The organism is Streptomyces sp. NPDC001493 (assembly GCF_053597235.1).
Map to the genome: position 1 here is coordinate 37,586 of NZ_JBSFHV010000015.1, position 17,411 is coordinate 54,996.

Annotated in this window: 21 protein-coding genes; 2 read left to right on the forward strand and 19 right to left on the reverse strand. The window is 68.7% G+C overall.

Going from position 1 to position 17,411, the window contains the following annotated elements; translation table 11 throughout:
• Window positions 1-11 precede the first annotated feature (11 nt).
• Together rplM and ACWCWD_RS21495 are read right to left on the reverse strand one after the other, a co-directional pair.
• Window positions 12-455, reverse strand: coding sequence for a 50S ribosomal protein L13 (gene rplM, locus ACWCWD_RS21490; protein WP_266705180.1), 444 nt, complete (start codon window positions 453-455; stop codon window positions 12-14).
• A 407-nt stretch (window positions 456-862) separates the two neighbouring features.
• Window positions 863-2,482 (reverse strand): ABC-F family ATP-binding cassette domain-containing protein, encoded by a 1,620-nt coding sequence (locus ACWCWD_RS21495; RefSeq protein WP_450774595.1) that lies wholly within the window; start codon window positions 2,480-2,482, stop codon window positions 863-865.
• 101 nt (window positions 2,483-2,583) lie between these two features.
• Here ACWCWD_RS21495 and ACWCWD_RS21500 point away from each other — a divergent pair, with 101 nt between their 5' ends.
• Together ACWCWD_RS21500 and ACWCWD_RS21505 are read left to right on the forward strand one after the other, a co-directional pair.
• Window positions 2,584-3,441, forward strand: a complete 858-nt coding sequence (locus tag ACWCWD_RS21500; RefSeq protein ID WP_450774597.1) for a hypothetical protein — start codon at window positions 2,584-2,586, stop codon at window positions 3,439-3,441.
• A gap of 133 nt (window positions 3,442-3,574) precedes the next feature.
• Window positions 3,575-6,670, forward strand: coding sequence for a glycosyltransferase family 2 protein (locus ACWCWD_RS21505; protein ID WP_450774599.1), 3,096 nt, complete (start codon window positions 3,575-3,577; stop codon window positions 6,668-6,670).
• 27 nt (window positions 6,671-6,697) lie between these two features.
• Here the strand turns inward: ACWCWD_RS21505 and truA are convergent, their stop codons facing one another.
• From truA to ACWCWD_RS21590, 17 genes are all read right to left on the reverse strand, one after another.
• On the reverse strand, window positions 6,698-7,573 hold the full coding sequence (truA, locus tag ACWCWD_RS21510) for a tRNA pseudouridine(38-40) synthase TruA (RefSeq protein WP_450774601.1): 876 nt from the start codon (window positions 7,571-7,573) through the stop codon (window positions 6,698-6,700).
• A gap of 130 nt (window positions 7,574-7,703) precedes the next feature.
• Window positions 7,704-8,192 carry a 50S ribosomal protein L17 gene (rplQ, locus tag ACWCWD_RS21515; RefSeq protein WP_450774603.1) on the reverse strand — a complete coding sequence of 163 codons (489 nt, stop codon included), beginning with the start codon at window positions 8,190-8,192 and terminating at the stop codon, window positions 7,704-7,706.
• A 156-nt stretch (window positions 8,193-8,348) separates the two neighbouring features.
• Window positions 8,349-9,371: a DNA-directed RNA polymerase subunit alpha gene (locus ACWCWD_RS21520; RefSeq protein WP_024755423.1), complete on the reverse strand. Its 1,023-nt coding sequence runs from the start codon at window positions 9,369-9,371 to the stop codon at window positions 8,349-8,351.
• Window positions 9,372-9,513: 142 nt separating this feature from the next.
• Window positions 9,514-9,918 (reverse strand): 30S ribosomal protein S11, encoded by a 405-nt coding sequence (gene rpsK, locus ACWCWD_RS21525; protein WP_003956432.1) that lies wholly within the window; start codon window positions 9,916-9,918, stop codon window positions 9,514-9,516.
• Window positions 9,919-10,019: 101 nt separating this feature from the next.
• Complete coding sequence (gene rpsM, locus ACWCWD_RS21530) at window positions 10,020-10,400, reverse strand: 30S ribosomal protein S13 (protein WP_266705192.1); 381 nt, start codon at window positions 10,398-10,400, stop codon at window positions 10,020-10,022.
• 194 nt (window positions 10,401-10,594) lie between these two features.
• Window positions 10,595-10,708 carry a 50S ribosomal protein L36 gene (gene rpmJ / locus ACWCWD_RS21535; RefSeq protein ID WP_009740505.1) on the reverse strand — a complete coding sequence of 38 codons (114 nt, stop codon included), beginning with the start codon at window positions 10,706-10,708 and terminating at the stop codon, window positions 10,595-10,597.
• Window positions 10,709-10,768: 60 nt separating this feature from the next.
• Window positions 10,769-10,990: a translation initiation factor IF-1 gene (gene infA, locus ACWCWD_RS21540; protein ID WP_014047798.1), complete on the reverse strand. Its 222-nt coding sequence runs from the start codon at window positions 10,988-10,990 to the stop codon at window positions 10,769-10,771.
• A 185-nt stretch (window positions 10,991-11,175) separates the two neighbouring features.
• Window positions 11,176-12,012 carry a type I methionyl aminopeptidase gene (gene map, locus ACWCWD_RS21545; RefSeq protein ID WP_450774606.1) on the reverse strand — a complete coding sequence of 279 codons (837 nt, stop codon included), beginning with the start codon at window positions 12,010-12,012 and terminating at the stop codon, window positions 11,176-11,178.
• 151 nt (window positions 12,013-12,163) lie between these two features.
• Window positions 12,164-12,820 (reverse strand): adenylate kinase, encoded by a 657-nt coding sequence (locus tag ACWCWD_RS21550; RefSeq protein ID WP_450774608.1) that lies wholly within the window; start codon window positions 12,818-12,820, stop codon window positions 12,164-12,166.
• The gene (gene secY, locus ACWCWD_RS21555) at window positions 12,820-14,139 is read right to left on the reverse strand and encodes a preprotein translocase subunit SecY (RefSeq protein ID WP_327176184.1); all 1,320 of its coding nucleotides are present in this window, start codon (window positions 14,137-14,139) and stop codon (window positions 12,820-12,822) included. The genes ACWCWD_RS21550 and secY overlap by 1 nt, the downstream gene beginning before the upstream one ends.
• Before the next feature lie 223 nt (window positions 14,140-14,362).
• Window positions 14,363-14,818, reverse strand: a complete 456-nt coding sequence (gene rplO, locus ACWCWD_RS21560) for a 50S ribosomal protein L15 (RefSeq protein WP_266705201.1) — start codon at window positions 14,816-14,818, stop codon at window positions 14,363-14,365.
• Between the two features lies 1 nt (window position 14,819).
• Complete coding sequence (gene rpmD / locus ACWCWD_RS21565; protein WP_219611742.1) at window positions 14,820-15,002, reverse strand: 50S ribosomal protein L30; 183 nt, start codon at window positions 15,000-15,002, stop codon at window positions 14,820-14,822.
• Window positions 15,002-15,607, reverse strand: a complete 606-nt coding sequence (gene rpsE, locus ACWCWD_RS21570) for a 30S ribosomal protein S5 (RefSeq protein WP_266705207.1) — start codon at window positions 15,605-15,607, stop codon at window positions 15,002-15,004. The genes rpmD and rpsE overlap by 1 nt, the downstream gene beginning before the upstream one ends.
• 47 nt (window positions 15,608-15,654) lie before the next feature.
• A complete protein-coding gene (gene rplR / locus ACWCWD_RS21575; protein WP_266705209.1) occupies window positions 15,655-16,038 on the reverse strand; it encodes a 50S ribosomal protein L18 in 384 nt (127 codons plus the stop codon).
• 2 nt (window positions 16,039-16,040) lie between these two features.
• Complete coding sequence (gene rplF, locus ACWCWD_RS21580; RefSeq protein ID WP_327176185.1) at window positions 16,041-16,580, reverse strand: 50S ribosomal protein L6; 540 nt, start codon at window positions 16,578-16,580, stop codon at window positions 16,041-16,043.
• 22 nt (window positions 16,581-16,602) lie between these two features.
• On the reverse strand, window positions 16,603-17,001 hold the full coding sequence (rpsH, locus tag ACWCWD_RS21585) for a 30S ribosomal protein S8 (RefSeq protein WP_266705211.1): 399 nt from the start codon (window positions 16,999-17,001) through the stop codon (window positions 16,603-16,605).
• A 224-nt stretch (window positions 17,002-17,225) separates the two neighbouring features.
• The gene (locus ACWCWD_RS21590; protein ID WP_030368403.1) at window positions 17,226-17,411 is read right to left on the reverse strand and encodes a type Z 30S ribosomal protein S14; all 186 of its coding nucleotides are present in this window, start codon (window positions 17,409-17,411) and stop codon (window positions 17,226-17,228) included.

Sequence of the window (17,411 nt, forward strand, 5' to 3'; positions counted from 1 at the left end):
GGAGGCCGGAACTACTGCGCGACCTGGGTGATCTCGAACGGGACCGGCTGCTGCGCAGCGTGCGGGTGCTGGTCGCCCGCGTAGACCTTGAGCTTCGACAGCATCTGCCGACCCAGGGTGTTCTTGGGGATCATGCCCTTGATGGCCTTCTCGACGGCCTTCTCCGGGTTCTTGGAGAGCAGCTCGTCGTAGCGGACCGAGCGGAGACCACCCGGGAAGCCGGAGTGGCGGTACGCCATCTTCTGGGTCTTCTTGTTGCCGGACAGGTGAACCTTGTCGGCGTTGATGATGATGACGAAGTCGCCCATGTCCATGTGGGGGGCATAGATCGCCTTGTGCTTGCCTCGGAGGAGGTTCGCGGCCGTGGTGGCCAGACGACCCAGGACGATGTCCTGAGCGTCGATGACGTGCCACTGGCGCGTCACATCTCCGGGCTTGGGGCTGTACGTACGCACGGTCGTAGCCTTCGCTTCTTCAGTGAGTGGAGTCCTGACAAGGCCACCCGGACGATTCCACCAGCCTTGGCGGCGCTGCGGGGACGCAACCCGAGTGCCTGCCGCTGGTCATCGGCCCGGTGGACCGGCGTAAGGGCCCCTCGCGTGAGAACGACCAAGCCAATACGCATAACAAACCACGAGAATACCCGGGGGCCCCCGCACGGGTCAAAATGGCCCCCGACCGGCCCCGTCGAACCCCCTGATTACGGGGCGGACGGGGCCCGACGGAAGATCGACGACGCCCCCGACGGGGCCCGGCGGAAGATCGAAGACGCCCCCGACGACGCCCCCGACGAGGGCCCGACGGAAGATCGGCGACGCCGCCGACAGGGCCCGGCGACGGCCCCCGGGAAAGCGCCGGGCGCCTACCGCGCCCGCTCGACCCGTCGCTCGTCCCACACCGGCTCGGTCGTCTCGCGCACCACGCCGTCCGAACCGAAGACGAGGTAGCGGTCGAAGGACTTCGCGAACCAGCGGTCGTGCGTGACGGCCATCACGGTCCCGTCGTACGCCTCAAGGCCGTCCTGGAGGGCCTCCGCCGACTCCAGGTCCAGGTTGTCCGTGGGTTCGTCCAGCAGCAGCGCGGTGGTGCCGGACAGCTCCAGCAGGAGGATCTGGAAGCGGGCCTGCTGTCCGCCGGAGAGCTTCTCGAAGGGCTGGTCGCCCTGGCGCTCCAGCTCGTACCGGCGCAGTACGCCCATGGCGGCGCCCCGGTCCTTGGCCTGCTCGCTCCAGAGGATCTCCACCAGGGTCTTGCCGAGCAGTTCCGGGTGGGCGTGGGTCTGCGCGAAGTGGCCGGCGACGACCCGGGCGCCGAGCTTGAACTCGCCGGTGTGCGCGACCGGCTCCCCGGCGAGCAGCCGCAGGAAGTGGGACTTCCCGGAGCCGTTGGAGCCGAGGACGGCGACCCGCTCGCCGTAGTAGATCTCCAGGTCGAACGGCTTCATCAGGCCGGTGAGCTCCAGCGCGGTGCAGGTCACCGCCCGTACGCCGGTGCGTCCGCCGCGCAGCCGCATCCGGATGTCCTGCTCGCGGGGCGGCTCGGGGGGCGGTCCGACGTCCTCGAACTTCTTGAAGCGGGTCTGCATGGCGTGGTAGCGGTTGGCCATGTCGGGGCTGATGGCCGCCTGCTGCCGCAGCCGCAGGGTGAGGGCGCGCAGCCGGGCGTGCTCCTCCTGCCAGCGGCGCAGCAGCTCCTCGAAGCGGGCGAACCGGTCCTTGCGGGCCTGGTGGTAGGTGTCGAAGCCGCCGCCGTGCACCCAGACGTCGCTGCCGCTCGCGCCGGGCTCGACGCTGACGATCTTCTCGGCGGCCCGGGAGAGCAGCTCGCGGTCGTGGGAGACGAAGAGGACCGTCTTGCGGGTCTCCTTGAGCTTCTCCTCCAGCCAGCGCTTGCCGGGGACGTCGAGGTAGTTGTCCGGCTCGTCGAGGAGCAGCACCTCGTCGGGTCCGCGCAGCAGCGCTTCGAGGACCAGGCGCTTCTGCTCGCCGCCGCTGAGGGTGCGCGCCTCGCGGTACTGCGCCTTCTCGTACGGGACGCCGAGCGCGGCCATGGTGCACATGTCCCAGAGGGTCTCCGCCTCGTAGCCGCGCACCTCCGCCCAGTCGCTGAGGGCCTGCGCGTACGTCATCTGCGCGGCCTCGTCGTCGACGGTGAGGATCAGTTCCTCGGCGGCGTCCACGGCCGCCGCGGCGACCTTGATCTGCGGCTGTGCCACGGAGACCAGCAGGTCGCGGACGGTCTGTCCGTCGCGTACGGAACCGACGAACTGGCCCATCACGCCGAGCCCGCCGCTCACCGAGACCGTGCCGCCGTGCGGCTGGAGCTCGCCGGAGAGGAGGCGCAGCAGTGTCGTCTTGCCCGCGCCGTTGGCACCGACGAGGGCCACCACGGCACCGTCGGCGACCCGGAAGGAAGCGTCGCCGAGCAGCACCCGCCCGTCCGGTAGGTAGTACTCCAGGTGGCCCGCTTCGAGATGTCCCATACCCGCATTGTCGGGTGCGCGGGCGCTGTGACCCAACCGGATTCCCGGAGAGGCCCGCAACCCGGGCCGCTCACTCTCCGAAAACCTCTAGGATGCGCCCCATGAGCTTTGGGCATGGGGGGCCCTCCTGGGGGCCCGGGGGCAGTCAGACTCCGGACTGGGCTGCGCTGGCCGAGGAGTCCGCGGCGAAGAGCCGGCGCCGGAAGTGGCTGCTGATCGGGGGCGGTGTGCTCGCCACGGCGGCCGTCGCGGCGATCGTGGCGACGGCGGTGGTGTCGGCCGGCAAGGGTGATCCGGAGGCCGGTCCGAGCGCGAGCGCGCTGCCGGGTCCCGCGGATTTGCCGCCGGAGTCCGCGGAGCCGGCTCCGTCCTTCTCGTCGGTTGCCCCGGCTCCCCCGCCGGACCCGATGGACTTCATCACGGACGAGAAGAGGGACAAGCAGCCGATCACGGTGGACGGCTTCTTCCCGGGCAAGAAGCTCACCTCCGGCGACCGCGTCCACCTCAAGGGCCCGACGGCCCGCACCACGAAGTGCGCCGCGGGCACCCAGGGCGCGCTGGGCGCGGTGCTCACCAGGAACGGCTGCGACCAGCTGATCCGCGCCACCTACACCAGGGACGGCGTCGCGGTCACGGTCGGCGTCGCGGTGTTCGGTACGGAGGCGCAGGCGAAGAAGGCCGTCGAGGAGTCCTCGGACGGGATCGCCTCGCTCAGCGGCGGCGGTGTGCCGGTCTTCTGCCGGGCCGGGGTGATCTGCCGCCGTACGGCCAACTCCTACGGCCGGTACGCGTACTTCTCGGTGGGCGGCTTCACGAACAGCAGGAACGTCACCAAGGACGACAAGGCCGTGTTCACGGCGGGCGACGACCTGACCAACTTCACCTTCCACCAAATCCGGCACCGGGGCGAGGTCCAGGCGTCGGCGGCGGCCTCCGCGGCCGCGGCACCCGCCGTCTGATCCGCCCGGACCGTCGGCCCGGCGGCTCCCGCCCCACGCGGTTGGGCCGTACCGAGACACCTCCAAGTCACGCCTGTATAAGGTTCGGTTCATCCGCCCGGGACCGGGGGCGGCGACGAATCTGGAGTGGGCTGTGGCAGTCAAGGTGACGGTGGTTGTCCCGACGTACAACTCGGGAAGCCACATCGAGCCGCTGGTCCGGTCGATGCTGGACCAGACGCTGTCGGCCGACGAGTTCGAGGTGCTGTTCGTCGACGACGGCTCCACCGACGACACCCCGGCCCGGCTGGCGGAACTCGCCGCCGAGCACGCCCATTTCCGTACCACCTCCATCCCCAACTCGGGGTGGCCGGGCAGGCCGCGGAACATCGGGGTCGAGCAGGCGCGCGGTGAGTACGTCCAGTTCGTGGACCACGACGACCTGATGGCCCCCGAGGCGCTGGAGCGCCTGCACGCGATGGCGGTCCGCAACGGCTCGGACATCGTCATCGGCAAGGTGGCCAGCAACTTCACCAGCCGGGGCGTGCCGTACGGCCTGATGAGCACCACTCGCGAGAAGTGCACCGTGCGCACGGCCTCGCTGATCGACAGCCTCACCCCGCACAAGATGTTCCGCACCGCGTTCCTGCGCGAGCACGGCATCGTGCACCCCGAGGGCCCGTGGATCCTGGAGGACCAGCTCTTCCTGGTCCGTTCGTACCTCAAGGCCGAGGTCGTCTCGGTGCTGGGCGACTACGTCTGCTACACGTACTGGGCGCGCGACGACGCGGCGAACGCCGGTACCCGGGCGATGGACCCGCGCCGGTACTACGCCAACCTCCGCGAGATCATGGCCACGGTGGCCGACGGCACCGAGCCCGGCCCGGACCGCGACCGGCTGCTGCGGCGCTTCTACCGGGGCGAGATGCTCGGCCGACTGGGCGTTCCGGCGCGCGGGGCGGTCATCGACCCGCACTTCGACGCCGACCCCTTCGAGGCGGTACGGGAGCTGGCCGACACCTTCGTCACCGACGGGATGCACGCCTCCCTCGCCGCCAACCAGCGGGTCCGCTCGGACCTGCTGCGGGCGAACAGGCCCGCCGAGCTGACCGAGTACACCCGGCGGCAGACCGATCTGACCGCGCTCACCACGGTCGGGGAGGCGCGCTGGGACCGCGACCGGCTGAAGGTCTCCTTCACCGCCCGCTTCGCCGAGCGGGAGGACGGCCCGGGGCTGCTGCTGGCCCGCCGGGGCGACCGGTACGTCCTCGCTCCGGCGCTCACCGACGGCGTCCTCGACGAGCCGGTCGACGTGACCGACGAGCTGAAGTCGTTCCGGGTGGACGTCCTGCTCCGGCACTCGGAGACCGCGCACCTGTGGCCCGCCCTCGCCACCGTCCGGCTCACCCTGGAGGAGGAGACGGACGCGGACGGCACCGTGCTGGTACGGCCGGTGCTGACGGGGACCGCCTCGCTCGACCCGGTGCGCGGCGCGGGCGGCAGCCCGCTCGCCGCCGGCACCTGGGACGTGCGGATCCGGGTGATGGGAGCCGGGTTCGACCGTACGGTGCCGCTCGGCAACGCCGGTGCCGAGGCGTCCGCGCTGCCTGCCGGGGAGGTCCTGGCCGGGCACCGCGCCGGACCCGCGGTCGTCGCCGACGCCATGGGCACCGGTACCGGGCTCGCTCTCACGGTCGTCCCCACCACGGATGCCCCGCGCCCCCGCGGGCCGAAGGTCAGCGTCGTCGTGCCGACCGCCGGGGCCACCGCGGAGGCGCTGCGCGAGACGCTCGCCTCGCTGGACGCGCAGAGCCTCCCGCGGGAGGAGTTCGAGACGGTCCGCGTCGGGGACGGCGAGGGCGAGGTGCGCCCGGAGGCCGGTACCGAGCCCCGCAACGCCGGGATCGACGCCGCGCGCGGCGACTACGTCCTCTTCGTGGAGCCGGGCGACCGCCTCGCCCCGGAGGCGCTGGAGCGGATGTACGCGTACGGCATGGCCAACGACACCGACATCGTGGTCGGGAAGCTCGCGGGCAAGGACCGCTCCCTGCCCAAGGAGCTGTTCGTCCGCGACCGGCCTCGGGCCAGTCTCGCCAAGGACCCGCTGGCCGACAGCCTCACGGTCAACAAGCTGTACGACCGCGCGTTCCTGCTCCGGCACGCCCTGCGGTTCTCCGCCGAGGACCTGCCGCTGGCGGACCAGGCCTTCGCCGCGGAGGCGTATCTGCGGGCCGTGCACGCCTCGGTGCTGGGCTCCTACGTCTGCTACCACTACGGCCCGAAGCGGAACACCCCGGCGCCGTCGCCCGCCGACTTCTACGCGGCGGTCGCCCGGCTGATGAAGACCACCGACAGCGTCTCCGAGCCGGGCCCGGCCCGCGACCGGCTGCACCGCCGCTGGCTGCGCGTCGAGGTGCTGGACCGGATCAGCGGCAAGGCGTTCCTGGAGATGGAGGAGGAGGACCGCATCTCCCTGGTGCGCGACGTCCGGGCCGCCCTCGCGGGAGTCGCGTCGGCCGGCGCCGTCGCCGGGCTCCCCCTGGCCCGCCGGGTCACCGTCGGCCTGATCGAGGACGACCGGCCCGAGGACGTGGTCCGGCTCGCCCGCTGGGACCGCTCCCTCGCCTGCGAGCCCTCGCTGACCGGTTTCGAGCGGCGGGAGGACGGGGTCTTCCGGCTGTCGTTCACCGGCACCCCGCGCGCGGCCGAGGGCCCGGTGGGCGTGGTCACCGACGAAGAGGGGCGCCACACCCTGGCCCCGGCCGGACTGCCGCAGACCGTGCTGGACCGGTTCGCCCAGGAGTCGCTGACGGGCGGCGCCGTCCCGGAGAAGGCCACCGCCGTGCTGGTGCTGCGGGAGCGCGAGACCGGTGCCGAATACCGGCTGGCCACCGAATCCGAGGTGCGACGCACCCTGGACGGCGGCCTGACGGTCGCCGGGACGGCCGAGCTGGACCCGTCCTCCGCGGCCGGCGGCTCCGCGCTCGACGACGGCCCCTGGGACCTCTACGTCCGGCTCACCGCGCTCGGCTGGACGAAGACGGCCCGGCTCGGCCGGGACCGGACGGCCGAGGTCTCCGAGGAGCTCACCGCGGCCCCGCACCCGGCCGACCCGGCCCGCACCATCACCCCGTACTGGACCAGGCCGCACCGGGACCTCTCGCTCCGGGTGGAGACACCGGAGCCCGCACCGGCCCCGCCCAAGCAGGGGCTGCTGCGCCGGGTCGCCAAGGCCCTCAAGGGCAAGTAGCCGCCGGGGCACGGGCGTCGGGCCGCCTCAGCAGCAGCCGAAGCCGTCCGGGTCCACGCTGCCGTCGGGCAACGACCGCACGTTACGGGCCTCCTGGGCCCGGGCGGCCAGCAACTCGTCGGCGGGGTAGGCCACTTCCTCCAGGGTGAGCCCGTGCGGCTTCACCACGTGGACACCGGGGTCCCGCACCCTGGCCGCCAGCACCTCGGCGGGCCAGGGCGCGGGGCGCCGCCCGTCGCCCACGAACAGGGCGGCACCGATCAGCGCGCGCACCATGTTGTGGCAGAAGGCGTCGGCCTGCACGGTCGCGGTGAGGACGCCGGACTCCTCGTCCCGCACCCAACTCAGCTTCTGCAGCGTGCGGATGGTCGTCGCCCCCTCACGCTTCTTGCAGTACGCCGCGAAGTCGTGCTCGCCGACCATCGGCGCGGCCGCCTCGTTCATCGCGTCGACGTCCAACGGCCGGTCGTGCCACAGCACATGACCGCGCGTCAGCGGGTCGACCCCGCCGGGCCGGTCGGCCACCCGGTAGGCGTACCGCCGGTGCATCGCGGAGAAGCGGGCGTTGAACCCCGCCGGGGCCTCGGCCGCCCGCCAGATCCGTACGTCCAGCGGCAGCCGCCCCGCCATGCGGCGCAGCAGCTTCTCCCGGTGCTCCTCCCACACCTCGGCCGGCAGATCGACGTGCGCGACCTGCCCCCGGGCGTGCACCCCGGCATCCGTACGCCCCGCCACGGTCAGGTCGTACGTGCGCGAGGAGCGGGTCACGGTGCGCAGCGCGTCCTCGATCTCCCCCTGCACCGTCCGCCGGGAGGTCTGCTTCGCCCAGCCGGAGAAGTCCTTGCCGTCGTAGGACAGGTCCAGCCGTACGCGTACGGAACCGGGCTCTGGCTCGTCGCTCACCCGTGCGTCCTCTCAATCCCAGAAATCACAGAAACCACAGAAACCACAGAAACTGCGGAAGCCGCAGAAACGGAACGGGCCCGCACCGCCCCGAAGGGTGATGCGGGCCCGAACAGTGGTGTCAGAACGCTCAGGCGTCCTTGGACTCCGCGTCGGCCTCGGCCGGCTTGGCGTCCTCGACGGACTCGGCCTTGGCCGCGTCCTCCTTGACCGCACGCTTGGTGGCGGCCTCGGCCTCACCGGTGGCCTGCTGGGCCACGGTCAGGGCCTCGACGAGCTCGATGACGGCCATCGGGGCGTTGTCGCCACGACGGTTGCCGATCTTGGTGATACGGGTGTAACCACCGGGGCGGTTCTCGTACCGGGGGGCGATCTCGGTGAAGAGCGTGTGGACGATGCTCTTGTCCGTGATCGTCTGGAGCACCAGGCGACGGTTGTGGATGTCGCCCTTCTTCGCCTTCGTGACGAGACGCTCGGCGACGGGGCGCAGACGACGGGCCTTGGCCTCGGTCGTCGTGATGCGGCCGTGCTCGAACAGCGACTTCGCGAGGTTCGCGAGCAGCAGACGCTCGTGCGCGGCGCTGCCGCCCAGACGTGCACCCTTGGCGGGACGCGGCATGGTGTTTCTCCTTGTGTGCTGCACCGGCCGTATCAGGTACCGGTGTCAGTTCCCGTGAAGCGGTCGCTCCGCGGAAGTCCGTGGTTCGAGGACCGGGGGTCCTCACGGACGGGCCGACGCCGATGCGTCGGTGTCGGCCCGTCCGGGGGGGTGTTTCTAGTACTGCTCGGTCTCGACGAAGCCCGCGTCCGCGTCGTCGTCGGCGCCGAAGGCGTCGGCGGCGGCGGTCGGGTCGAATCCGGGCGGGCTGTCCTTGAGGGCCAGGCCCATGCCGGCCAGCTTCGCCTTGACCTCGTCGATCGACTTCGCACCGAAGTTGCGGATGTCGAGCAGGTCGGCCTCGGAACGCGCCACGAGCTCACCCACGGAGTGGATGCCCTCGCGCTTGAGGCAGTTGTACGAGCGGACCGTGAGCTCCAGCTCCTCGATCGGCAGCGCCAGATCGGCGGCGAGCGCGGCGTCCGTGGGCGACGGGCCCATGTCGATGCCCTCGGCGTCGATGTTGAGCTCGCGCGCCAGACCGAACAGCTCGACCAGGGTCTTACCGGCGGACGCCATGGCGTCGCGCGGGCGCATGGCCTGCTTGGTCTCGACGTCGACGATCAGCTTGTCGAAGTCGGTGCGCTGCTCGACACGGGTCGCCTCGACCTTGTACGTGACCTTGAGCACCGGCGAGTAGATGGAGTCGACCGGGATACGGCCGATCTCCTGGCCCGCCTGCTTGTTCTGGACGGCGGAGACGTAGCCGCGACCGCGCTCGACGGTCAGCTCCATCTCCAGCTTGCCCTTGCCGTTCAGCGTGGCGAGGACGAGGTCCGGGTTGTGGACCTCGACGCCGGCCGGCGGCGCGATGTCGGCAGCGGTGACCAGGCCGGGACCCTGCTTGCGCAGGTACATCACGACCGGCTCGTCGTGCTCCGAGGAGACGACCAGCTGCTTGATGTTGAGGATGAGGTCGGTCACGTCCTCCTTGACGCCCGGCACGGTGGTGAACTCGTGCAGGACACCGTCGATCCGGATGCTGGTGACAGCGGCACCGGGGATCGAGGAGAGGAGGGTACGGCGCAGGGAGTTGCCGAGGGTGTAACCGAAACCGGGCTCCAGCGGCTCGATGACGAACCGGGAGCGGAACTCGTCGACGACCTCTTCGGTCAGTGACGGGCGCTGAGCGATCAGCATGCTGATTCCTTCAGTCGTGGGCACCCACTATTTGATGCCCGACAGATACAACAAGGGTACGGGCGGTACGCCCCCGAAGGGAGGTACCGCCCGGTCCCACAGGTGTGCGTGAACACAGACGGCCGTCACCGGCCGTCATGCGTCAGACGCGGCGACGCTTCGGCGGACGGCAGCCGTTGTGCGGCGTCGGGGTGACGTCCTGGATCGAACCGACCTCGAGGCCCGTGGCCTGGAGGGAGCGGATCGCGGTCTCGCGGCCGGAGCCCGGACCCTTGACGAAGACGTCAACCTTGCGCATGCCGTGCTCCTGCGCGCGGCGGGCGGCCGACTCGGCGGCCATCTGCGCGGCGAAGGGGGTGGACTTGCGCGAGCCCTTGAAGCCGACGTGGCCGGCGGAGGCCCAGGAGATCACGTTGCCCGAGGGGTCCGTGATCGAGACGATGGTGTTGTTGAACGTGCTCTTGATGTGCGCGTGGCCGTGAGCGACGTTCTTCTTTTCCTTGCGACGCACCTTCTTGGCTGCGCCCTGACGACCCTTGGGGGGCATGTCTTACTCCAGATGGAGAGGGGAGGTGATCGGTCCTACAGCGAAGACCGCTGGTTGCTGCTCGGCCGGAAGTCCGGACCTCGCAGTGCGTCCGCTGAGGACTACTTCTTGCCCGGCTTCTTCTTACCGGCGATGGCGCGACGCGGGCCCTTGCGGGTACGCGCGTTCGTGCTGGTGCGCTGACCGTGCACCGGCAGGCCACGACGGTGGCGAATGCCCTGGTAGCAGCCGATCTCGATCTTGCGGCGGATGTCGCCCTGGATCTCGCGGCGCAGGTCACCCTCGGTGCGCAGGTTGGCGTCGACGAACTCGCGGATCTTGACGAGGTCCTCTTCGGCCAGGTCACGAACGCGGGTGTTCGGGTTCACGCCGGTCGCGGCGAGGATCTCCTTGGACCGGGTGCGCCCGATGCCGAAGACGTAGGTGAGGGCAACCTCCACGCGCTTTTCGCGCGGGATGTCAACACCTGAAACGCGTGCCATTCAATGGCTCCAGTTGTCATATCGGGGGTCTTCCACAGTGCCGCTCCCGACCGCCGACCGTCGATGACAGACGGTGGTACGCCCGGGTCCCCGGCCCCCGCCGGAGGTGTCGTCAGCCGTGGCTTGGACGGGCACTGCGTATGTACGTATTACGTGCGTCGCGCGAAGAACTGCGAGATGCAGGGGGTCGTGCGTCAGCCCTGGCGCTGCTTGTGGCGCAGGTTTTCGCAGATGACCATGACCCGACCGTGACGGCGGATCACCTTGCACTTGTCGCAGATCTTCTTGACGCTCGGCTTGACCTTCATGGGATGTCAGGTTCTCCGGGTCAGTGCCATCACCACGCGGAAGCGGGGTGGGGGCAAGATCTACTTGTACCGGTAGACGATCCGGCCACGCGTCAGGTCGTACGGAGAGAGCTCCACCACGACCCGGTCATCGGGGAGGATACGGATGTAGTGCATCCGCATCTTGCCGCTGATGTGCGCGAGGACCTTGTGACCGTTCTGGAGCTCCACCCGGAACATTGCGTTCGGGAGGGACTCGATCACGGTGCCCTCGATTTCGATGGCACCTTGCTTCTTGGCCACGCTTCGCCTTTCGAATCGGCTACCTTGATCGACTCCCGCTCTGCCCTGTGGCCACCAAGTGGACACACGGATGCACGAGAGCCGACGAGTCAGTCTACGTCAGCGGACCCCAAAAGACGAATCCGTCAAGTTTGCCCACCGGCCGTGATCCTTATGCCCGAACGGGCGAGGGGATCGGCCGGCGCTCAGGCCAGCGGGTCCGGGGCGGCCTCGACGCCGTACTGGGCGAGCTTCTCCCGGCCACCGTCGGGGGCGGTCAGCACCAGCGGGCCCTGCTCGGTCAGCGCGATGGAGTGCTCCCAGTGCGAGGACCAGCTGCCGTCGGTGGTGAGCACGGTCCAGTCGTCGCTGAGCACCTTCGTCTGCGCGGTGCCGAGCGAGACCATCGGCTCGATCGCCAGGCAGACGCCGGGGACCAGCTTGATGCCCTTGCCGCGCTTGCGGGAGACGTAGTTCAGCAGGTGCGGGTCCATGTGCATCTCGGTGCCGATGCCGTGGCCGCCGTAGTCCTCGATGATCCCGTACTTGCCGGTGGCCGGACGGGGCTGGCGGCGGATGTAGCCCTCGATGGCCTTGGAGATGTCGACCAGGCGGTTGTTCACCTTCATCGCGGCGATACCGGCCCACATCGACTCCTCGGTCACCCGGGAGAGCTCGATCAGCTCCGGAGCGTGTCCGGTGCCCACGAAGGCGGTGTACGCGGCGTCGCCGTGCCAGCCGTCCACGATCGCGCCGCAGTCGATGGAGATGATGTCGCCGTCCTTGAGGACGGTCTTCTCGTCCGGGATGCCGTGGACGACGACCTCGTTCACCGAGGTGCAGATGGTCGCGGGGAACCCGCCGTACCCGAGGAAGTTCGACTTCGCCCCGTGGTCGGCGATCACCTTGCGTGCGACCTGGTCCAGATCATGGGTGGAGGCTCCCGGTACGGCGGCCTCACGGGTGGCGGCGTGAATGGCGGCGACCACGAGGCCCGCCTCACGCATCTTGGCGATCTGCTCCGGGGTCTTGATCTGCACCATTGCTGGGCGCCTCTCTGCGTCTGCGTCTGGGGGACGGGGCCGTCGCGGGGAACGGGGGCTGAACCGTCATTCCACGATACGGCGACAAACAGCCGGCCGCGGCGCCCTGGGGCACCGCGGCCGGCTGTGGAAGGTACTGCGTGGGTGGTGCTCAGCCCTCGTCGGACTTGAGCGCCGCCATGGCCCGCTCGGTCACTTCGGCCACCTTGCCGAGGGCGGGGACGGTCACGACCAGTCCCTGCTCGCGGTAGTAGTCGATGATCGGCTCGGTCTGCGAGTGGTAGACCTCGAGACGCGTGCGGACCGTCTCCTCGGTGTCGTCGTCCCGCTGGTACAGCTCGCCGCCGCAGGCGTCGCAGACGCCCTCGGTCTTCGGCTGGTTGTACACGACGTGGAAGACGTGCGAGCTGTCGTTGCGGCAGATGCGGCGGCCCGCGATCCGCTTGACGACCTCGTCCTCGGGGACCTCAAGGTCGAGTACCGCGTCGAGGGAGAGGCCCTCGCTCTTGAGCATCTCGTCCAGCGCCTCGGCCTGGCCGACGTTGCGCGGGAAGCCATCGAGGAGGAAGCCGCCCACCGCGTCCGGCTGGGACATGCGGTCCTTGGCCATCGCGATGGTCACCTCGTCCGGCACCAGCTGACCCTTGTCCATGTAGGACCGGGCCTGCTTGCCAAGGTCGGTGCCCTGGCTGATGTTGGCGCGGAAGAGGTCGCCCGTGGAGATGTGCGGAATCGACAGGTTCTTGGCAAGGTACGCGGCCTGCGTTCCCTTGCCGGCACCAGGAGGCCCGACGAGGACGATTCGCATCAGCGGAGGAACCCTTCGTAATTGCGCTGCTGGAGCTGACTCTCGATCTGCTTCACGGTTTCCAGACCCACACCCACGATGATGAGGATGCTCGTCCCGCCGAACGGGAAGTTCTGGTTCGCACCGCCGAAGCCTGCCAACGCCATCGTCGGCACCAGAGCGATCAGGCCCAGGTACAGCGAGCCCGGCCAAGTGATCCTGTTGAGCACGTAGCTCAGGTACTCGGCTGTAGGTCGACCTGCCCGGATACCCGGGATGAACCCACCATACTTCTTCATGTTGTCGGCTACTTCTTCGGGGTTGAACGAGATCGCCACGTAGAAGAACGCGAAGAAGACGATCAGGAGGAAGTAGGACGCGATGTAGTACGGGTGGTCGCCCTTGACGAAGTGGTCCTTGATCCAGTTCGCCCAGCCCGCGTTGGAGTTGGAGAACTGGACGATCAGGGCCGGGATGTAGAGGAGCGACGAGGCGAAGATGACGGGGATGACGCCCGCCTGGTTCACCTTGAGCGGGATGTACGTGGACGTACCGCCGTAGGAACGGCGCCCGATCATGCGCTTCGCGTACTGCACCGGGATGCGGCGCTGGGCCTGCTCGACGAAGACGACGAGGCCGACCATCACCATGCCGATGAGGATGACGGTGCCGAACTCGATCCAGCCGTCGGCGAGCTTGCCGCTCTCCTTGATGGCCCACAGGGCGCTCGGGAAGCTGGCGGCGATCGAGATGAACATCAGGATCGACATGCCGTTGCCGATGCCGCGGTCGGTGATGAGCTCACCGAGCCACATGACACAGGCGGTGCCGGCCGTCATCGTGACGACCATGACGATCGTGGTGAAGATCGACTGGTTGGGGACGATCTGGTCGCCCACCGAGCAGCTGCTGAAGAGCGCGCCGCTGCGGGCGGTCGCCACCAGGCCGGTGCCCTGGAGGATGGCCAGCGCGACCGTGAGGTAACGCGTGTACTGGGTGATCTTGGTCTGCCCGGACTGTCCCTCCTTCTTGAGGGCCTCCAGTCGGGGGATGACCACGGTCAGCAGCTGAAGAATGATGCTGGCCGTGATGTACGGCATGATGCCGAGCGCGAAGATCGTGATCTGCAGCAGTGCACCACCGCTGAACATGTTGACCAGACCGAAGAGGCTGTTGTTGCCCTTGCTGGCCTGGTCGATACAGGTCTGGACGTTCTCGTAACTCACTCCCGGTACGGGGATGTGTGCCCCGAGCCGATAGAGAACGATGATGCCGAGCGTGAAGAGCAGCTTCTTGCGCAGGTCGGGCGTCTTGAACGCCCGGGCGAACGCGGTGAGCACGGTGCCTCCTGCGACCCCCGCGCTATGCGTAGAGGTGACGGTCTTGAGGTTCGACGGATACAGAAAAGTCAAAGTGTCCCAGGGCGAGTGCCCGAGGGGATAGCACACACAACGAACGCCACCTTACCGGCGACCATGCCCCCCTAGGAACGACCAACCGGGGATGCCTCTTGAAGAGGCATCCCCGGTCGGGTGTTCAGTACATCGAGTTGTCCGAGTTGTCTCAGACGAGCTCGGTGACGGTGCCGCCGGCGGCGGCAATCTTCTCCTTGGCGGAGCCGGAGACGGCGTCAACCGAAACCTGCAGCGCCACGGAGATCTCGCCCTGTCCGAGGACCTTGACGAGGTGGTTGTTGCGCACGGCACCCTTGGCGACCAGGTCGGCCACCGTGACCTCTCCACCCTCGGGGTAGAGCGTCGCGAGCTTGTCCAGGTTCACGACCTGGTACTCCGTGCGGAACGGGTTCTTGAAGCCCTTGAGCTTCGGCAGGCGCATGTGGAGGGGCATCTGGCCACCCTCGAAGCGCTGCGGAACCTGGTAACGAGCCTTCGTTCCCTTGGTACCACGACCTGCGGTCTTACCCTTGGACGCCTCACCACGACCCACACGGGTCTTGGCGGTCTTGGCGCCCGGGGCAGGCCGGAGGTTGTGGGCCTTCAGCGGGCTGTTCTCCGCCATGTCAGTCAACCTCCTCAACCGTCACGAGGTGGCGGACGGTGTGAACCATTCCGCGGAACTCGGGGCGGTCCTCCTTGACAACCACGTCGTGCAGGCGCTTGAGCCCGAGCGAACGCAGGGTGTCGCGGTGGTTCTGCTTGCTGCCGATGTACGACTTCGTCTGCGTGATCTTGAGGCTGGCCATTACGCACCAGCCCCGGCACGGGCACGAAGCAGAGCCGCGGGGGCGACGTCCTCGAGGGGCAGACCGCGGCGGGCCGCGATCTCCTCGGGACGCTGCAGGCCCTGGAGGGCCGCCACGGTCGCGTGCACGATGTTGATCGCGTTGGAAGAACCGAGCGACTTCGACAGGATGTCGTGGACGCCGGCGCACTCGAGCACGGCACGCACCGGACCACCGGCGATAACGCCGGTACCCGGGGAAGCAGGCTTGAGCAGGACGACGCCCGCAGCCTTCTCGCCCGTGATCGGGTGAGGAATCGTGCCCTGGATGCGCGGAACCTTGAAGAAGGACTTCTTCGCTTCCTCGACACCCTTGGCGATGGCCGCGGGAACTTCCTTGGCCTTGCCGTAACCGACACCGACGGTGCCGTCACCATCGCCCACCACGACCAGCGCGGTGAAGCTGAAGCGACGACCACCCTTCACAACCTTGGCGACGCGGTTGATCGCGACAACGCGCTCAACGTACGCGGTCTTCTCGGCGGCGCTGGGGCCACCGTCACGGCCCTTCCGGTCCCGCCGCTCGCCGCCACCGGCACCGCTTCCGCGGCGCTGGGGTCCAGCCATTGGAATTACCTCTCTCTGTTACGTCCGCTGTGCGTAGGAACCGGGGCTTAGAACTTCAGCCCGGCTTCACGGGCGGCGTCAGCCAGAGCGGCAATCCGCCCGGCGTACTGGTTACCACCGCGGTCAAACACGACGGCCTCGACGCCTGCGGCCTTGGCGCGCTCGGCGACCAGGGCGCCGACCTGCTGGGCCTGAGCGCTCTTGTCACCCTCGCCACCACGGATGGAGACGTCCAGGGTCGACGCCGACGCGAGCGTGTGGCCCGCGATGTCGTCGATGACCTGGGCCACGATGTGACGGTTGGAACGCGTCACGACGAGGCGGGGACGCTCCGGCGAACCGGAGACGTGCTTGCGGACGCGGATGTGGCGCCGCTTGCGGGCAGCGCGCTTGTACGCGTCGCCCTTGGCGATCTTCACGCCGTATGCCATGGCTACTTACCAGCCTTTCCGACCTTGCGGCGGATGACCTCGCCCGCGTACTTGACGCCCTTGGCCTTGTACGGGTCGGGCTTCCGCAGCTTGCGGATGTTGGCGGCTACCTCGCCGACCTTCTGCTTGTCGATGCCCTCGACGCTGAGCTTCGTGGGCGACTCGACCTTGAAGGTGATGCCTTCCGGAGCCTCGATGAGGATCGGGTGGCTGTAGCCCAGGGCGAACTCCAGGTTGGAGCCCTTCGCCTGGACGCGGTAACCGACACCGCTGATTTCGAGCGCCTTGCTGTATCCCTGGGTCACGCCGGTGATCATGTTCGCCACCAGCGTGCGGGACAGGCCGTGGAGGGCCTTGTTCTGACGCTCGTCGTTCGGGCGGACGACGTTCAGAACGCCGTCCTCACCCTTGGTGACCTCGATCGGCGCGGCAACGGTGTGCGTGAGGGAACCCTTGGGGCCCTTCACCGCGACCGTGCGGCCATCGATGGTGACGTCCACACCGGCGGGAACCTGGATGGGGAGCTTGCCGATTCGCGACATGAGCTATTCCTCCGATTCCCGACTACCAGACGTAGGCGAGGACTTCCCCACCTACGCCCTTCTTGCTGGCCTGCTGGCCGGTCAGGAGACCGTGGGACGTGGAGATGATCGCCACGCCCAGGCCGCCGAGGACCTTCGGCAGGTTGGTGGACTTTGCGTATACACGCAGACCCGGCTTCGAGATTCGCTTGATGCCGGCGATCGAGCGCTCGCGGTTCGGACCGAACTTCAGGTCGAGAACGAGGTTCTTGCCAACCTCGGCGTCCTCGACCTTCCAGCCGGTGATGAAGCCCTCCTGCTGGAGGATCTCCGCGATGTGCGACTTGATCTTGCTGTGCGGCATCACGACGGAGTCGTGGTACGCCGAGTTCGCGTTGCGCAGACGCGTGAGCATGTCTGCGATCGGATCAGTCATGGTCATGAGTTGGCCTTCGGCCTCTCTCGCCGGGGTTTCCTGTATGCGCCATCCCTCTCCCCACTCAGTGGCGGGACGGGTGCGGTGCGGGGACCTACGGCGTAGTAAGTCGGTCTTGGGCGGCAGGCGCCCAACCCTTCAAGCCTACGGCATGAAAGGAGGGGCTCCTGCCGACCAGATGCTTACCGAGAGTCTCAAGGTGTTCCCAACGCCCAGGGGGCGAGGGGAAGTTACCAGGAGCTCTTGGTCACGCCCGGCAGCTCGCCACGGTGAGCCATCTCACGAAGGCACACGCGGCACAGGCCGAACTTGCGGTAGACGGAGTGCGGGCGGCCGCAGCGCTGGCAACGCGTGTACGCGCGAACGCCGAACTTCGGCTTGCGGGCAGCCTTAGCGATCAGGGACTTCTTCGCCAC

Excerpts from the sequence above, each read along its gene's own strand:
- rpmJ (WP_009740505.1), bottom strand. The coding sequence starts at position 10,708 with ATGAAGGTCAAGCCGAGCGTCAAGAAGATCTGCGACAAGTGCAAGGTG.
- rpsE (WP_266705207.1), bottom strand. The coding sequence starts at position 15,607 with ATGGCTGGACCCCAGCGCCGCGGAAGCGGTGCCGGTGGCGGCGAGCGG.
- rpsM (WP_266705192.1), bottom strand. The coding sequence starts at position 10,400 with ATGGCACGCGTTTCAGGTGTTGACATCCCGCGCGAAAAGCGCGTGGAG.
- rplQ (WP_450774603.1), bottom strand. The coding sequence starts at position 8,192 with ATGCCGCGTCCCGCCAAGGGTGCACGTCTGGGCGGCAGCGCCGCGCAC.
- rpsH (WP_266705211.1), bottom strand. The coding sequence starts at position 17,001 with ATGACCATGACTGATCCGATCGCAGACATGCTCACGCGTCTGCGCAAC.
- rplO (WP_266705201.1), bottom strand. The coding sequence starts at position 14,818 with ATGGCGGAGAACAGCCCGCTGAAGGCCCACAACCTCCGGCCTGCCCCG.
- rplF (WP_327176185.1), bottom strand. The coding sequence starts at position 16,580 with ATGTCGCGAATCGGCAAGCTCCCCATCCAGGTTCCCGCCGGTGTGGAC.
- ACWCWD_RS21500 (WP_450774597.1), top strand. The coding sequence starts at position 2,584 with ATGAGCTTTGGGCATGGGGGGCCCTCCTGGGGGCCCGGGGGCAGTCAG.
- rpmD (WP_219611742.1), bottom strand. The coding sequence starts at position 15,002 with ATGGCCAGCCTCAAGATCACGCAGACGAAGTCGTACATCGGCAGCAAG.
- ACWCWD_RS21550 (WP_450774608.1), bottom strand. The coding sequence starts at position 12,820 with ATGCGAATCGTCCTCGTCGGGCCTCCTGGTGCCGGCAAGGGAACGCAG.
- ACWCWD_RS21520 (WP_024755423.1), bottom strand. The coding sequence starts at position 9,371 with ATGCTGATCGCTCAGCGCCCGTCACTGACCGAAGAGGTCGTCGACGAG.
- rplR (WP_266705209.1), bottom strand. The coding sequence starts at position 16,038 with ATGGCATACGGCGTGAAGATCGCCAAGGGCGACGCGTACAAGCGCGCT.
- rpsK (WP_003956432.1), bottom strand. The coding sequence starts at position 9,918 with ATGCCCCCCAAGGGTCGTCAGGGCGCAGCCAAGAAGGTGCGTCGCAAG.
- map (WP_450774606.1), bottom strand. The coding sequence starts at position 12,012 with ATGGTGCAGATCAAGACCCCGGAGCAGATCGCCAAGATGCGTGAGGCG.
- ACWCWD_RS21495 (WP_450774595.1), bottom strand. The coding sequence starts at position 2,482 with ATGGGACATCTCGAAGCGGGCCACCTGGAGTACTACCTACCGGACGGG.